Below are 16455 nucleotides of genomic sequence, written 5' to 3'. Positions count from 1 at the left end.
TTTCTAGCATAAATGTTTCATATTTTATCGCATAAAGTATAAAAAGATGATTTAGTAATGCCTTATTTATATGCAAGAAATGTTTTATATAAAGCATTATAAAAAGATTTCCATGTTTTTTGTTTAAAATTATGTTGTATATATTCTTTTCTTTTTCTGTAATCCTCTGTGTTTTCACAATAATGTGAAAGAACAAGACCTAACTCTTCTCTGTTCTCATACAGTATATAGTCGGCAAACTCTCGTCCAACCTCAACCATTGAACTGTTTTTTGAAACAATTGTAATGTTTCCGTAATGCAGGGACTCAACAACAGGAAGCCCATAACCTTCATATTTGGAAAGATATGTTACCAAAAAAGCATTCCTGTAAAAATGTTTCAATGTTCCATCGTCAATATTTTGCAACCAGAAAAATCGTTTATTTTTCAAGGGGTGCTGTTGTATTTTTTCTACCAAATCCTCTACTTTCCAGCCCTCTTTTCCGACAAATACAAGGAAAAGCTCTTTGTATGTCTGTGCGAGAGAGGTAAAAACATCCAAAACTTCTTCATGGTTTTTCCTCGGTTCAAGTGTTCCGACAAAAAGTATATATTTTGACTGTAGCAGCGTTTTATATTTTTTCGGTGTGACAGACAAAGGTTTCTTGCAAAAATCAGAGCCTAAAGAAACAACCTGCACAGGTATATCTCTGTAAAATCTTTCTTTTTGTTTGAATTGCAAAAAATCTTCTTTTGCACTTGTTGAGTCACAAAAAACATAATCACTGTAGCGAAAAACTGCAGATAAATAAGGAAAGAAGTTTTTTTTTGTCTCTTCGTAAGCATATTGTGGAAAGAGAATTGGCGTCAAATCATAAATAAAATTAAAAATTAAAAAATTCTTCTCCTTAAGTTTTTTGTAAAGGCTCTCTCTTTTAACAGGCATATTCCAGGCAGAATCTATATCAAAAAAGATTTTTTTGTTTGCTTGATCATAGTCAAATATATCATACAGCACTGCTCTTTGAAAGATATAGTTTTTTGTATTTTCCAAAAAATGTTTCACTTCATCATTATCCAGAAGTATTACACTTTGTTCTCTCTCTTTCCACAAAAAAATTTTAATTTTTATCTTGTTCTGTCCCAATACACCTTTTAAAAATTCTTTAAGGGTTCTTTGTATTCCTGTGCTGGCTCTTGTCTGTTCAAACTGTGTTATATCAACATATAAAGTAATTCTTTGCATGTGAAACTTTACACTAAATACCTTTAAAGTGTATAATATACAATGCAAACAGTTATCTACTCCATTTTGTCTGTTTATGTTTTCATCGTGATGGGATACATCGCCAAACGCAGCTTTAAAGAACAGATAGACGAAAGAACCATTACACTGTTAAATGTCTATTTTCTCCAGGTTTTTTTGACTTTTTGGGGGCTTTTACTGCATCCTGTAGATATTACCCTGCTCTATGCCCCTGCTGTCTATCTTGTCATTGTTGTGCTTGTGCTTGTGTTGTCTGCTCTATTTGCCGTAAAACTGTTTGCAGACAAAAAAGAGTACTCCATTGCCATGGTTGCTTCCGTCATAGGCAACACAGGCAATCTCGGCATCCCTTTAAACATAGCTGTTTTCGGGGAAGCTTCCATTCCCTACACAACGGTTGTCAACCTTGTGAATGTTTTTGTTGTCTACACTGTAGGGGTTTATTTTTATTCGCGCGGGAATTTTGATGCCAAAACATCCCTGAAAAACATCTTCAAACTCCCTATTCTCTGGGCAGCAATCATTGCCATTGTACTCAGTGTCAATCATTATACACCCTCGGATGCCGTTATGAATATGCTGATGATGGGTGCCTATGCTTCCATGACCATGCAGCTGTTTTTGTTTGGCATCTACTGTATGACATTAAAATACGCTCAATCAACAAAAAACTCATTGGCTGGGTTATGTCACTCAAATTTGTCCTGCTGCCGCTTGTCGCTTTTGTCATTTTATACAATATCGATTTGGCACCGATGATAAAAGGCATTATATTTATAGAACTGCTGATGCCGCTCGCCGTTGCCAATGTCAACCTGGCTTCACTCTATGATTGTCAACCCAAACTTGTGACGGCTTTGGTGTTTTCTCTTCTGTTTTATTTTTGGGGGTTGTCTTTTTTGGTGTTTCCATACTCAAATATCTTTAACGATGAGTGCGTTGATTGCATTAAAAAAATCTACTTAAAAAATTAATTTTTAAAACGCTGGAAACTTTTAAGCAAAAAATATTACACTCCGGGCATGAATAAAGAACTCCAGACACTGTTTCACTACCATGAAACAACCAAACACTCCCAAAAAAGATATGCAAAATCTTTAGGCTATATGGACTGGGCGACACAGCCTGATCCTTTTCGTATGTATCAGGGGACAAAGAGCATAGCACTTGCATTGAGTTTTGACAATCCCACGCCGCCCTATTCTCTTTTGGATGAGAAATTACCCTCTGCACCACTGATGTTAGAGTCCCTGTCTCAACTCTTGCAGTTTTCTATGGGCATTGCCGCATGGAAAAGTTCCGGCGGCAGTTCCTGGGCTGTACGGTGTAATGCCTCAAGCGGAAACCTGCATCCCACAGAGGCCTATCTTGTATTGCCTCCGATATCGGAAAATACAAAAAGCACCGTAGCCCATTATGCGCCAAAAAACCATTCTTTGGAAATTCTGACTGAGTTTGAGAGTGATTTTTTTGACACCCTCCCCAAAGAGAGTTTTGTCGTTGCACTTTCAAGCATTGCCTGGCGTGAAGCATGGAAGTACGGAGAGCGTGCCTTTCGTTATGTCCAACTCGATGCGGGACATGCCTGGCAGGCACTTGCAGTATCTGCAAAAATGCTTGGCTGGAAGATTACAAGAGTTGAGAGTGTCAGTGATGCGCAAATAGCGAAAATCATCGGGCTTGACCAAAAAAACAGATTTTTTGAAGAGGAAAAGCCTGATATGCTTTTGATTGTTTCCAAAGAAGAGATTTCCCCAGGCCTGGATGTTGCACCGCTGACAGACGCGCTTCCAAACAAATATGAAGGCACAGCAAACAAGCTCAGCCCTTCAGTATATGAGTGGACAATTATAGATGAAGTTGAAAAAGCAACTTCAGTGATGCAGATTCCACAGACACAGACAGACAGATGCAAGGTTGCAAGAGAGCCGAGCCGTGAGTCAAAAGAGGTTGTACTGGGCAGAAGAAGTGTCCATGTAATGGATAAAGAAAAATCCAAAATTTCCAAAAAACAGTTTCATACACTTCTAAAGTCGGTAGACTGCTCACTTGACGGCAAAGCCAATGCCGCCCACCTGGCAATATTTGTTCACCGGGTAGAAGAGTATGCCCAGGGACTCTACTTACATGTAAGAAACCAAAAAGATTTAGAACATTTCAAAAAAGAGTTTCATGATACATTTCTTTGGGAAAAAACAGACTTTGAAAACCTCTATCTATTGGAAACAGCTGATTTTACCAAAGCTTCCAAAATCATAAGCTGCAACCAGGATATAGCCAGTGACGGGGCTTTCTCTCTGGGGATGATATGCAGATACTCCGAAGAACTGCTTGCCTTTAATGCCCACAGATACAAAGAACTCTACTGGGAGTGCGGAATGATAGGACAGCAGCTCTATCTTGAAGCCACATCACTCGGACTCTCCGGCACAGGCATCGGCTGCTTTTTGGATGATCTGATGAATGTCAATGTGCTGGGTCTCAAAAACAATCTCTACCAGAGTCTCTACCATTTTACGGTAGGCCGCGGTTATGTTGACTCCAGAATAGAGACGACACCGGCGTATTAAAATCCGACTGTATTTTGTTTTAATATGTTTTAAGTGGATCTTCCCTATAATTGCTTTTTTTAATGGTAAACGGTAAAACGATGAGGAGAGCGGGAAAATGAAATTTTTATTTGTGATAGGTTTTTGTACAGCACTTTTTTCCCAGGAGCTCCATTCTCTGCTTGATGCCTACAAAAAAGAGTCTGATCTCTCAAAAGTAACAAAAAGAGACACCTCGGGATTTCTTGAGATATATACAAGAGAAGACCTTGAAAGAATGCAGGCACATAACCTTCTGGATGTTTTAAAAACAGTACCGGGTCTCTATCTCAAGAGAGGGGCAAACAACCTGACACTTTTTACAACGGCCTCTGCCCAGAGTACACCTGTCACTTTTTCAAGAATTTACATCAATGACCATGATATGACATCCAGCTCTTTTGGAAGCGGGTTTTTAATCTGGGGTGAGATGTCTATAGAGTATATTGACCACATAGAAATTTACAAAGCAACCTCTTCCATGGAGTTCGGAAATGAAAATGCTTCAATCATTGTCAAACTCTACACAAAAGATGCGGCGCGTGACAACGGTTCAAAAGTAAGGATAATAGGCGATTCGCGAGGAGGTTATGATGCCAACATCTATACAACCGACATCACAAAAAACGGTATAAGCTATTTTGCTTATGCCAACAGTGACAATATACGCAGAAAAACGTATCATAACACCTATAACAACAAAACATATGATTTTAAAAGTGATAAAAAAGGGTACAATCTTTACGGCTCTCTCGGCTATAAAGATTATAAACTGGAATTTGGAAAATATTATAAAAAAAATGACAGTTTTATAGGGATAGGAACACACAAAACACCCGAGGGAGGAGGACTTGATGCCCAACAGTTATACATACATCTTACAAAAAAATTTCCCAAGAGACTCAAACTGCAAATCTCCTACGACAACCTTGAATACAACAGACAATACAATGATGAAAACGGCATACGCATTGCCAATGCCCCTCTCATCAATAGCTACAATATAAAATTTAATGATGACATCTTTTCTGTCATTTTGGAAAAAAAGTTTCAAAACGATGCCAATACTCTTTTTATAGGATCTTTTTACAAATATAAAGCTTTTACGGCCAAAGGCGACTATTATGACACCGCTTTGACATACAGACACCAAAACCAACTTTCAAACAGCCTGAATCTGGTTTCTCTCTATGCAGAAGACACCTATGCAGTCAACGATACCACGCATATTTTGGCTTCTGTGAAAGGAGATTTTTTTCGTTATCAAAAAGATGTAAAATCGCAGAATGAATACCTTGCAAAAATCGGTTTTGTCAAAGCCGCAGGAAGGGCCCGATTTAAATTTTCATACAGTAAAACATACATTCCCCTTGCTTTTTATCAACTCTACAATCCCCAAAATATTCCATACAGGGCAAATCCTCAACTTAATGCGCCAAAAATGGATCTCTTTACAACAGGAGTCTATTATCAGGATCACTCCAAAAAGCATAAATTCTCCCTGGAATTTGTTCATGCCACGCTCAAAGATACACTTGTTTATGATCCGAGCACGGTATATGGCTGGGTAAACAGCAAGGAGGACATATACAAAGAGCTCCTGGAAATGGGTTACAGATATAAGTTTGATCTTGACAATAAAATTGTATGCAATATTGACTTTGGGCGAAACAGTAAAGATACAAACTTTTCACCTGCTTTTGAAACAACAATCCGTGCTTACAACAGGTACAAAAAATTTGATTTTTACAATGAACTGATTTATCGGAGTTCTTATACACTTTACAATATATATACAAAAGCCAGTCTTGACTTTACCTCTGCTGTAAAATACAACTACTCAAACGATTTTTCTGTAGGCCTCCGGGGTGAAAACATATTAAACCGCGGCTTTGCTTTGCCATACAGAGGGGTATCATACGCGATTCCTGTGACTGACCAGAAATTTTTTCTGAATATGGAGTATACTTTCTAATATGAAAAAATGCCTTTTGCTTTTCCTGTTTTTAACAGAACTTTTATCAGCTTCGCAAATTGAATATGAATTGAAGATATATCAGACAATTTTTCAGGCGCTTTTTCCGGGCAAAAATGTTGTACATGTATGGAGTGACTCACAGACAACAAACAGAATTTTTACAAAAACAAGAGATATACAACTGGTCACAGCACCTGCGCAGGCAGATATATTACTGTTAGGTACAGGTGAAAATGCCAGCAACCTGAATGGTTTGAAATTTGCCACAAACTATAAAACATTCAAAAAATACAAAAAGAGTCTTATCGGTGGTTTTTATTGGCAAAAAGGGCGTCCGAACATTATTTTTATAAAACGAAATTTGGAAAAATATCATATAACGCTTCCAAAATCAATGTCTGAATATATTGAGGACTATTGATGAAAAATTTAGCAAAAATATATTTTTTTATTTTTATTTTAATCGCTGTTGGTATCGGATATCTCTATTTTTCGCTGCAGCATACGACACAAAAATTATCTGCAAACGTCAACAGACTCTTTATACAGCAGGCAAACGAATTTGCAAAAAACATATCCCGTGAGATAACACAGCAGCTGCCGCAAGATGAAAATTTTTTTGATGCACTTTTTGAGGGAGAGTATCTCAGAGAAGAGTTGGAACGGGAAATAAGCCTGATTGCAACAGATACTTACAAATATGTTTTTGTGCTCTACAGAGATGAAACGGGAACCTACAGATATCTCCTCGACGGCAGCAAAAAGGACAAAGGCGAATTTGGAGAGAAGCTGCATGTAAACAAAGAGATATGGGATCAGGTCTGGAAAAATGCCCGCAGTCATGTTTTTTATCACAAACAAGTGGAAACTCTTTGGGTTACCTATCTTTATCCTGTTGTAATACACGGAAAAACGCAAGCGATAATTGCCATAGATTTTTCAAACAATATAGAAAAACAGATACATGAAGCACTGTTACCGCTGAAGACAATCCTTTTTTCAATTTTTGCCGCTATTTTTTTCATGTTTATTGTCATACTGCTGCAACTCTATTTTACTTATAAAACAAAAAAAGAAAATCTTACAGATCCGCTTACCGGAGCATACAACAGAAACTATTTACGGGAATTTTTAAACAATGTACAGATAGAAAACTATAAAATACTGATGGTGGATATAGATCACTTTAAGCAGGTCAATGATACATACGGGCACCAGACAGGGGATAAAATACTTCAGGAAGTCTCCAAAATTATAAAAAATACAATCCGCGATGAAGACAGGCTCATCCGTTTTGGCGGTGAAGAGTTTATCATATTTATCAAAAAAAGCAGAGGTCTGGCTTCTGAATGCAAGGTTGCACAGAGAATCAGAGAAAATATTGCTGCTACAAATTTTCATTATAACAACCAGGATCTTCGCATCACTGTTTCCATAGGCGTTACATGTAGACCGCAAACATTTAAAACGGTAAGTGATGCCATCAAACATGCAGACGAAATGCTCTATGTCGCCAAAAGAGACGGGCGTAACCAAGTTGTATTAGATGCTGTAAATAGGCAAAAAGAAGCAGGAAAACAGAAACTCCTTCCGGTGTATGAGGTACAAGAAGCAATAGAAGAGGGAAGAGTTGTTTGCTATTATCAACCTATTTTCCATATAAAAAGCAGAAAAATTCATAAATACGAAGCACTTGTGAGAATTCAAAACAGAGACGGCAGTATTACTCCCCCGATGGAATTTTTGCCGGTTGTCATGCATACGAACATATACAATTTACTGACAAAAACTATCTTAGGCATTGTTTTTGAAAAAATCAAAGAAAACAGAGTTTCTATAAGTATCAATCTAAACTTTTCGGATATTATTGACAAAAATATATTTTCACTGATTCTCAATGAATTGGAACAAAACAAAGAATATGCCCACTGGCTTATTATAGAGTTACTGGAGTATGAACCACTCGATAATTCAAGTGAAATATTTATAAAAAACCTGCAAAAATTAAAGCCTGCGGTGTAAAAATAGCTATAGATGATTTTGGAAGCGGATTTGCCAACTATACACTGTTTCAGTCACTGCCGATAGACATTGTCAAAATAGATGCCTCTATTATCAAAAATATAGATACATCAAACATCTCTAAATCAATTACAGAGTCTATTCTCACTCTGACAAACGCACTCAACATTGAAACTGTGGCTGAATTTGTCCATTCGCAAAGTGTTTTAAAAACCCTTGAAGATATGAATATTGATTATGCGCAGGGATATTATCTGGGCAAGCCCGAAGCGACAATCAGTATTTTATAAATTTTCAGTTCAAATTAAAATTTTTTCTCCCCCGATATAAAAAAGATGTGATGATTGTGATATAATTATTACATGAATAAAATATTAGATTTTTTTATCCTGGAAAAAGAGAGTGATTTTTGCAACAGACGTTCTGTTGTTATAAAATTTGCCTTGATTGCCACTATTGTTCTCTTTTCACTTTTTGCCTGTATCAACCTTTCATTGGGCAGTACTGGGCAGCGATTATAGACTCCGTCTCTGCCGTAGTCAGTATACTCTCTTATATTTATATGCAAAAAACAGGCAATATTCTTCTGTCTGTCCGTATAGTGACTTTCAATGTTGTTGTTTTTTTTCTTGTTTTTGCATATATTTCACAGGCCTCCATTTCTCTTTAATCTGGACTATTTTTGTTCCTGTTTTTGCCATTATCAGTAACGGCAAAAAATCCGGGTTGTATTTTTCACTCCTGTTTTATACCTTTCTTTTTGCTCTTTCCTACCATTACATCAATGTATGGAATGGAGGAGAGTGGCACTTTACAGACTGGGTACGACTGGTCCTTGCTTCTACAATTCTCACGCTTTGTATGTATATTTATGAAGCCCTTTTGGATGCGGCACAACAGGACTTACAGCTTGCAAGAGCCAAAGAGCGCCAAAGAAGCGAAGAGTTGCATCAGCAGTCTGTTACCGATCAGCTCACCGGTTTGTACAACAGAAGATATTATGACAATATGATCAACAAACTCTCTTTTTTGGCAAAACGCCAGGATCTTTATATCACTTTTTTTATTTTGGATATTGATTATTTTAAATACTACAATGATTATTACGGGCATATAAAAGGTGATGAAACGCTCATACAGGTAGCAAATGTACTCCAGGAACACATACAAAGAGGCGATGATTTTGTTTTCAGGCTCGGAGGGGAAGAGTTTGCGGGTATCATTCTTTCAAACGAAAAAGAAAAAACACATCAGTGGGTATCTCAACTCACTGCAATTATAGAAAATCTGAAAATAGAGCACAAAGCCTCTAAAATATCAGATTTTTTGACTGTAAGTATAGGAATCGCTACCCTTGAGCATCTTGATGGTGAAAAAATATTGATTTACTCTATAAATATGCCGACAAGGCTCTGTATGCCGCCAAATACAGCGGCCGCAACAGAAGCCTGGTCAGTCAGGATTCGTAAAGTCTATTTGATTTTTTCCAGTATGGCATCTACTGTAAAACCAAATTTCTCAAACAGTTCTTTTGCCGGTGCTGATGCGCCAAAAGTATCCATGCCGATGACTTCATCCGCCAAACGGTACCATTCCAGTCCGCGCGCCGCTTCAATGGCTACTTTTTTTGTATCCGGAAGAATAATTTCATCGATATAGTCCTGATCCTGTTCTATAAACAAATCATAGCACGGAACAGAAACAACATTGGCAAAAAGACCTTTTTCATTCAGTGCCTCTTTTGTTTTGAGTGCCAGTTCCACTTCGCTTCCTGAAGCAATAAGCGTCAGCGAAGCATTGTCATCACTTACCAGCAGATACCCTCCGCGGCTTATTTCCCTTTTACCGGAGCAGGGACAATAGCGAGACCCTGGCGGGAACATACAAAAGCAGACGGAGATTTTTTCATTGTCAGTGCTGTTTTCCATGCTGCAACATTTTCAGCACCGTCAGCCGGACGCCACACATAAAAGTTCGGCAGGGCACGGAACTGTGAAAGATGTTCGATCGGTTCATGTGTCGGGCCGTCTTCTCCAACACCGATACTGTCGTGCGTCCATACAAAGAACTGCTGAATGCCTGTCAGTGCCGCAATTCTTGCAGCAGGCTTGAGGTAGTCCGAAAATACAAAGAACGTTGAAGTAAACGGCATGAGCGGACCATACAATGCCATTGCATTGGCAATAGCCGCCATCGCATGCTCGCGAATACCAAAATAGATATTTTTTCCTTTTGGAAAAACACCCATATCATTCAAATATGTTTTGTTTGAAGGACTTAAATCCGCCGAACCGCCGATAAAGCCGGGAATCGCTTTGGCTATGGCATTGAGAATTTTTCCGTTTGTATTTCTTGTTGCATCGGCTTTTTCAAAAACCGGCCATTGTATTCTTGAAAAATCATGATTCAGGAGTGCTTCGAGTGCTTCATTCTGTTCCATTAAAGGAGCAGTTTTAAGCGAATGGATCCACTCGCGTTCTGCCAGATCACCCGCTTCAACGGCACATCGAAAACGTACCATCACATCCTCAGGCACAAAGAATTTTTTCTCAGGATCAAATCCTGCACCTCTTTTGGCATCTGCAATCACATCTTCACCAAGCGGTGCCCCGTGGGCATGATGAGAACCTTCAAGAGGACCTGCTCCCTTGGCTATAATAGTATTTGCAATGATAAGTACCGGTCTGTCTGCTTTTTTTGCCTGAGCAATTGTTGCGTCTATCTCATCATAGTCATGTCCGTTACACTCAAGTACTTCCCAGCACTGCGATTCAAAACGTGCTCGGATATCTTCACTGATACTTAAGTCAGTATTGCCCTCGATGGTAATACGGTTTGAGTCATAAATAAGAATAAGATTGTCCAGTTTGTTGTGTCCCGCAAGAGAGCATGCCTCATAAGAGATACCCTCTTCCAGGTCACCGTCTCCGCACAGACAGTAGACAGTGTGATCAATCAGTTTCGCTGTATCCGAATTCACCTGTGCACCGACATATTTTGATGCCATAGAAAAACCTACCGCATTGGCGATTCCCTGCCCCAGCGGACCGGTTGTGATTTCTATGCCTTCAGTGTGTCCGTATTCAGGATGTCCCGGTGTTTTTGAATCAAGCTGACGAAACTGCTTTAAATCATCAAGCGTCAAGCCATATCCCCAAAGATAATAGAGGGAGTAGATAAGCCCTGTTGCATGCCCGCCTGAAAAGACAAGTCTGTCACGGTTCAGCCATGAAGGATTTTTAGGGTTATGCTTGAGATGTTCACTCAAAACCACTGCAATATCGGCCAATCCCATAGGCGCGCCCGGATGACCCGAATTTGCCTTTTGTACCATATCTGCTGCTAAAAATCTTATCGTATTCGCCATCTTTTGACGCATTGCATTTTCATTCATTTTTATTCCTTGTGCCTGTTTATGTATTTTGTTAATAAAGGTGACAACTCGCCTGACAAGCTCTCATCAAAATTACACATTTCACTGTTGAGCTCATCTGCCAAAGCATCTGCCTCTCTTACTGCCGTTTGCAGTCCAAGTATCGTTACAAAACTGTTTTTCTCTTCATCATTGTTTGTCAGTTTTCCTGCTTCGTCTGAACTTTGTGTGACATCCAGAATATCATCCTGAATTTGAAACAGCAATCCGAGTTTAATCCCAAAATCATACAACTTTTCTGCCATATCATCACGCCCGACAATAACAGCGCCCATTTTCAAAGAGGCGGCAATGAGTTTTGCTGTTTTGTTGGTATGCAAAATCTTAATCTCTTCTATCTTCAAAGGCTTGTTTTCAAAATAACAGTCTATAGCCTGTCCCAGCACCATGCCGCCCAGTCCTCCGTTGCTTGCAAGCTCACGAATCAGTTTTACCCGTATTTCATCAGAAAAAGGAGCATTGGACAAAAACTCGAAGGCATAGGTGTTTAAAGCATCTCCTGCCAATATTGCCGTTACTTCATCGAAGCTTACATGTAAGGTCGGATGTCCGCGGCGCAGTGGAGAATTATCCATAGCCGGCAGATCATCATGAATAAGCGAATAAGTATGTAAAAATTCTATAGCCAGGGCTGCATGGTTTGCAGATTCAAGCATGAGAGGGTTGTAGGCTTTGACAACACCCAGCAGCAATGCAGGACGAAATCTTTTTCCGCCTGCTTTGAGCATATCTTGCAAAGCACGCTCATATGTAGGATGAATACTTTGTGATGTCGGTAAGTTGTCTAATAAAAATTGTTCGAAGTTTTGCATGTGAAATTGTATTGTTTTTCTACTTAATCTTTACAAAAAACTGAAAGTTATTGCGTTCAAATAACAAAGAAGAGCAGTCTTTAAAGTTTTCTATATATTTTCGCAGTTCTTCCTGGTTCTTTACAGTGATGCCGTTCACCTGTATGAGTCTGTCTCCACTCTTGAGTCCATAGTTTTTAAAGGCTTTTTTTAACCGGCTTACATGTAAACCCTCATCAAAATAGATCCCTTTTTGTTCCAAGAAGGTATCACTCAAAAAACCGCCGCCGTATCTTTGCCTGCTCTGCACTTCAAAAGTCAGCAACGTTCCTCCACGCTTTATCTGCACCGTGTGTTTAACTCCCAAAGAGCCAAAAAGAACTTTTTTCATAAATGATGCGGCATTTTTCACTTTTTTGTTGTCGTAATACAGGATACAGTCACCTTTTTTAAAAGGATTGTCCGGCATATAGGGATCACTTGCAATGACGACTACTGACCTGTTTGCATCATTTACACGAACACCGATGTCAGCATAACGGACCTTTTTTGTTTTGAGAAAATACTGCAGATACTCTTTTTCTATCACCCCTTTTTTACTGACAACAGCTTCCAAAGAGCAGCAGCTGCTGCTGATGATAGCCGGCAAAGAAAGTTTTTGACTGTATTTTCCAAAAAAGTCGAGTCCTACCTGATGTACCAGCATACTTCCTTCTTTGGCTTCCTCGGCATTGACTATAGCAGTTCCAAGCTGTAAACGCATATTCAGATCATACGGATAGGCAAAAGAGGTTTTCTCTTCGATAAGATACAGAGACAAAAAGGGGTCATGTTTTAAAATTTTTGATTGGGGTTTTTGTCGGGAAAAGACAATACGGTGATTTTTTTCGACAGGAATAAAAAGTGCCCTGTCATGTATGATTTTTGCATCTTTTGCTTTTTTGACACAAAAATCATACCCCCCTTTACAGGCATAAACATTGAAAAAGAATAAATGCAGTATGAGAAACAGGCGAAGCACCTATTTGAGCCCGCCAAACATACTCAAAGCACTGTTTTGTTGATTTTGTTGTACCATTTTATTTGCATCATTGATGGCGCCTATAAGTAAAATTTGCAGGGAGTCTTTGTCGCTTAAGAGCTCTTCATCAATATTAAGATCAATGACTTCGCCGTTGCCGTTGAGGGTGAGTTCAATCATCCCTCCACCGCTTTTGACACTAAAAGTTTTATTTGCCAGCTCTTCTTGAAGTTTTGCAGCATTTTCCTGCATTCCTTCAAGGAGTTTGCCCATATCGCCAAGATTACCAAACACTATGACATCTCACATTCATCATTAAATCTCATCGTGAATAGCGTCGATGTTATTGTCATCATCCAAAATAACAACTTTTGGTTTGTAGCTTTCAAGTTCTTTTTCGTCATAAGTACCGTAGGCTACAATGATAACCTTGTCGCCTTTGTGTACTTTTCTTGCTGCTGCACCATTTAAGCAAATGTCACGTTTTCCTCTTTCGCCTAGAATGATGTAGGTAGAAAATCGCTCACCATTGTTAATATTAAGGATTTCTACCTTTTGTCCGACTCTCATCTTGGCAGCTTCTAAAAGTTCTTCATCTATGGTAATCGAGCCAACATAGTTCAAATTAGCATCAGTTACAGTGGCACGGTGTATTTTGCTGTACAACATTTCCATTAACATGACTGTTTTCCTACATTCCCATCTGTTTTTTTGCATCAGCAGGAGATATAGGCTCATCCCACATTTCAGAATCAATTACATATTCTTCAACAACTTTTCCGCCGATTATATGTTCTTCTATAATACGGTCAATTTTTTCCTTGTTTAGGCCTACATACATAGTATGTCCCGGCTCTACTAACATAACAGGACCTGCCGAACAACGGTTAAGACATGAAGTACGCACGATTGGTGCTGTCATCATAATCCCTTCTTTCATCAGTTTTTGGGCCGTGTATTGAAACAGGTCCTGCGTCTCTGGTGTAACACATGATGGTTTTGGCATACCCGGAGGAGCAGACTGCTCACACTTGAAGATATAAAATGCCGGTTGTGGAATTCCCATTGAAATAATCCTTAATTTTTTCGCAATTATATCGAAAATTTGCATCTGTTTTCTAATAAAGTGAAATAAGTTTAGATTTTTAAGCTATTTTCTACTATTTTCACTCTAAATTTAAAAGTTCTTTTACAACTTCTCTGTCATCAAAAGGAAATTTTTCATCATAAATAATTTGGTCTGTTTCATCGCCTTTTCCGAGAATAACAACAACGTCATCTTCTCCTTGCAACTCAAGTGCCATCTGTATTGCTTTTTTTCTGTTAAGCTCAACCATAATATTTGATTTTTCCTGTATGCCTTCTAAAATATCCTCTACAATTGTCTGCGGATCTTCATAACGCGGATTATCACTCGTAACAATGACCTTTTTGGCAAGACTTGCCGCTACCCTGCCCATAAGCGGTCGTTTTTTTCTGTCTCTGTCACCGCCTGCTCCAAAAACGACAATCAGTTCTTTTTCTTTCAAAGCATTGAGTACCTGAGCCATACCGTCAGGTGTGTGTGCAAAATCCACTATGACATTCGGAGCAGCACAGACCTGTTCCATTCTTCCGCTCACCCCTGCAAAATTATCCACCACATCTGCAATCTCTTCAAGACTTTTGTCTGTTATGAGATGCGTTGCCGATATGGCAGCCATCAAATTATACAGATTAAAAAAACCGTGAAGTGAAGCGGTAAAAGGGACAATCTCTTGAAAATGTTGGATAATACCACTTGAGCCGTCATTGAGAGAATATGCCATAAGTCTGTATGTTGCAGGATTTTCTATACCGTATGTGTAGGCATTTTTAAAATTAAATGCAGCTTTGGATTCATCTTTGTTTATAAGTTTTTTGCTCTCATCCTGAAAAAAACTGTTTTTTACATGTATATATTCTTCTAAAGTTTTATGATAGTCCAGATGATCCTGAGTGATATTTGTCAAAATTTTCAGCGCAAAACTGAGGCCTTCAATACGTTTTTGCACGATTGCATGGGAACTGACTTCCATTACAAAGTACTCACATCCCGCTCTCACTGCCTGGTAAATATGCCTGTAGGTATTGAGTACGGATGGGGTGGTAAGCGTTTTTCCCTCACATGCCTCATCATTCATAAACAACCCGCGGGTTCCCTGCATTGCAGCCTTGTAGCCAAGATCGAGTAAAAATGAATAGATTGCACTTGCCGTTGTAGTTTTGCCGTTTGTACCGGTAATACCGATTATTTTAATCTGGTCAACACCAAAGAACTCTGCAATGTCTTCGATTCTGACAATAGAGTGGGCATTATTCCTCTTTGCATCTTCTATGTAGCCGCTGTTTTGGTGCGTCAGAACAAACGCCGTCTCGGCATCACACTCTTTTGAGTTTTCAGTGATATATTTATACGCTTGATTTGGCAGTTCAATTTTCAATATTTTTGCCCTGTGCCAGTTTTTTTAACAGTTTTCGCAAGAGTTTATCACCGGGATATACACTCAGAGCATTTTCAAGATAGGTTAATGCCATTTGTGCAAAATCATGTTCTATCAGTTTGTCTAAAAAATCTAAAAAATCTTCTTTGTTTGTTATAATTACTCGGGTAGAAAACATAATATTTTCAAAGGTTTCTACAAAATCTCCGCCTTCATCCAAAATTTTTTGAAAATCACTGTAGAGAATCCCCTCTTCAAACTCCAATCTGTTACGCAAAGGTTCGGCAAATACTTCACTGAGTTTTTCCAAGGTACCGTCCATGCTTTCAAGTATTTCACTCATAATAGCATCAGCTTCTTCTTTGTCTTCTTCTCTTAATATTTCATAATAATCAAACAGTGCTTCGGCACCCTCTTCTCCGCTCATAGCCATTTCCGAAAGTATAACCCCGTTAAAAGCCTCTTTTGAATCCGGATCATTTTGCAAAACCTGTGCAAATTTATCTAAGGCATTTTTATATTCCGCCCGCGAAAAATTCTCTTTTGCCTGTGATAATATTTTATATTTACTTATTGTTCCCATATGCTTCTTTTATAAATTATCTATATCGTTTTCCATGCCCATCGGGACATTGACAACAGTTATTTCAGGATGGATATCCATTCTCAACTGTCTCTCGACACCGTACTTTAATGTACTTCCACTGCTCGCACACCCTATGCATGCACCTTTGAGTTGCACATAGACACTTCCGTTTTTCACGGTAATAAAATCTATGTCTCCCCCGTCAAGCGCCAAAGAGGGGCGCACCTTGTCTATAACACGCCGAACCGGTTCCAATAATTCTTCATCTGTAAATGGAATCATACTTATCCTTTTTATATTATAACTCTTCTATTATCATAAAATATG

At 38.7% G+C, this 16455-nt stretch carries 15 protein-coding genes and 3 pseudogenes; 8 read left to right on the top strand and 10 right to left on the bottom strand.

The window, feature by feature from the left end; genetic code table 11:
• Window positions 1-62 precede the first annotated feature (62 nt).
• Window positions 63-1226 carry a glycosyltransferase family 4 protein gene (locus tag MLC44_RS01465; RefSeq protein ID WP_346389213.1) on the bottom strand — a complete coding sequence of 388 codons (1164 nt, stop codon included), beginning with the start codon at window positions 1224-1226 and terminating at the stop codon, window positions 63-65.
• Window positions 1227-1268: 42 nt separating this feature from the next.
• Between MLC44_RS01465 and MLC44_RS01460 the strand changes: the two genes are divergently transcribed.
• The 8 genes and pseudogenes from MLC44_RS01460 to MLC44_RS01425 form a co-directional block, all read left to right on the top strand.
• Window positions 1269-2006 (top strand): AEC family transporter, encoded by a 738-nt coding sequence (locus tag MLC44_RS01460; protein ID WP_434658130.1) that lies wholly within the window; start codon window positions 1269-1271, stop codon window positions 2004-2006.
• Entirely contained in the window at window positions 1934-2221 is a 288-nt protein-coding gene (locus MLC44_RS01455; RefSeq protein WP_434658128.1) for a hypothetical protein, read from the top strand. Before MLC44_RS01460 ends, MLC44_RS01455 begins: the two co-directional genes overlap by 73 nt.
• Before the next feature lie 48 nt (window positions 2222-2269).
• Window positions 2270-3817, top strand: a complete 1548-nt coding sequence (locus tag MLC44_RS01450; RefSeq protein WP_434658125.1) for a SagB family peptide dehydrogenase — start codon at window positions 2270-2272, stop codon at window positions 3815-3817.
• 97 nt (window positions 3818-3914) lie between these two features.
• On the top strand, window positions 3915-5810 hold the full coding sequence (locus MLC44_RS01445; protein WP_434658122.1) for a TonB-dependent receptor plug domain-containing protein: 1896 nt from the start codon (window positions 3915-3917) through the stop codon (window positions 5808-5810).
• A gap of 1 nt (window position 5811) precedes the next feature.
• Window positions 5812-6234, top strand: coding sequence for a hypothetical protein (locus MLC44_RS01440; protein ID WP_434658119.1), 423 nt, complete (start codon window positions 5812-5814; stop codon window positions 6232-6234).
• Window positions 6234-8125: pseudogene (locus MLC44_RS01435) on the top strand (putative bifunctional diguanylate cyclase/phosphodiesterase). The gene MLC44_RS01440 and the pseudogene MLC44_RS01435 overlap by 1 nt, the downstream one beginning before the upstream one ends.
• 72 nt (window positions 8126-8197) lie before the next feature.
• Complete coding sequence (locus tag MLC44_RS01430) at window positions 8198-8356, top strand: hypothetical protein (RefSeq protein ID WP_434658118.1); 159 nt, start codon at window positions 8198-8200, stop codon at window positions 8354-8356.
• Window positions 8357-8696: 340 nt separating this feature from the next.
• Window positions 8697-9200 (top strand): annotated as a pseudogene (locus MLC44_RS01425) (GGDEF domain-containing protein); the annotation flags it as partial.
• A gap of 107 nt (window positions 9201-9307) precedes the next feature.
• Here MLC44_RS01425 and tkt read toward each other — a convergent pair.
• The 9 genes and pseudogenes from tkt to MLC44_RS01380 form a co-directional block, all read right to left on the bottom strand.
• Window positions 9308-11229: pseudogene (tkt, locus tag MLC44_RS01420) on the bottom strand (transketolase).
• Window positions 11230-11231: 2 nt separating this feature from the next.
• Window positions 11232-12080 (bottom strand): polyprenyl synthetase family protein, encoded by an 849-nt coding sequence (locus MLC44_RS01415; protein ID WP_346389205.1) that lies wholly within the window; start codon window positions 12078-12080, stop codon window positions 11232-11234.
• Between the two features lie 19 nt (window positions 12081-12099).
• Complete coding sequence (locus MLC44_RS01410) at window positions 12100-13080, bottom strand: DUF7488 domain-containing protein (protein ID WP_434658115.1); 981 nt, start codon at window positions 13078-13080, stop codon at window positions 12100-12102.
• Window positions 13081-13374, bottom strand: coding sequence for a YbaB/EbfC family nucleoid-associated protein (locus MLC44_RS01405; RefSeq protein WP_346389203.1), 294 nt, complete (start codon window positions 13372-13374; stop codon window positions 13081-13083).
• A 21-nt stretch (window positions 13375-13395) separates the two neighbouring features.
• Window positions 13396-13761 (bottom strand): aspartate 1-decarboxylase, encoded by a 366-nt coding sequence (gene panD / locus MLC44_RS01400; protein WP_151901213.1) that lies wholly within the window; start codon window positions 13759-13761, stop codon window positions 13396-13398.
• 10 nt (window positions 13762-13771) lie between these two features.
• Window positions 13772-14146, bottom strand: a complete 375-nt coding sequence (locus MLC44_RS01395; RefSeq protein WP_151901214.1) for a (2Fe-2S) ferredoxin domain-containing protein — start codon at window positions 14144-14146, stop codon at window positions 13772-13774.
• Between the two features lie 100 nt (window positions 14147-14246).
• Window positions 14247-15542, bottom strand: coding sequence for a UDP-N-acetylmuramoyl-L-alanyl-D-glutamate--2,6-diaminopimelate ligase (locus MLC44_RS01390; RefSeq protein ID WP_346389202.1), 1296 nt, complete (start codon window positions 15540-15542; stop codon window positions 14247-14249).
• Window positions 15532-16125 carry a hypothetical protein gene (locus MLC44_RS01385; RefSeq protein WP_151901216.1) on the bottom strand — a complete coding sequence of 198 codons (594 nt, stop codon included), beginning with the start codon at window positions 16123-16125 and terminating at the stop codon, window positions 15532-15534. Before MLC44_RS01385 ends, MLC44_RS01390 begins: the two co-directional genes overlap by 11 nt.
• A 9-nt stretch (window positions 16126-16134) precedes the next feature.
• Window positions 16135-16410: a NifU family protein gene (locus MLC44_RS01380; RefSeq protein ID WP_151901217.1), complete on the bottom strand. Its 276-nt coding sequence runs from the start codon at window positions 16408-16410 to the stop codon at window positions 16135-16137.
• Window positions 16411-16455 lie beyond the last annotated feature (45 nt).

The organism is Sulfurimonas sp. NW9 (assembly GCF_051132275.1).
In the GTDB taxonomy this organism is placed as follows: Bacteria; Campylobacterota; Campylobacteria; order Campylobacterales; family Sulfurimonadaceae; genus Sulfurimonas; species Sulfurimonas hydrogeniphila.
Note: the sequence above shows the minus strand (reverse complement) of the source record. Positions and strands in the feature narration are given on the sequence as shown.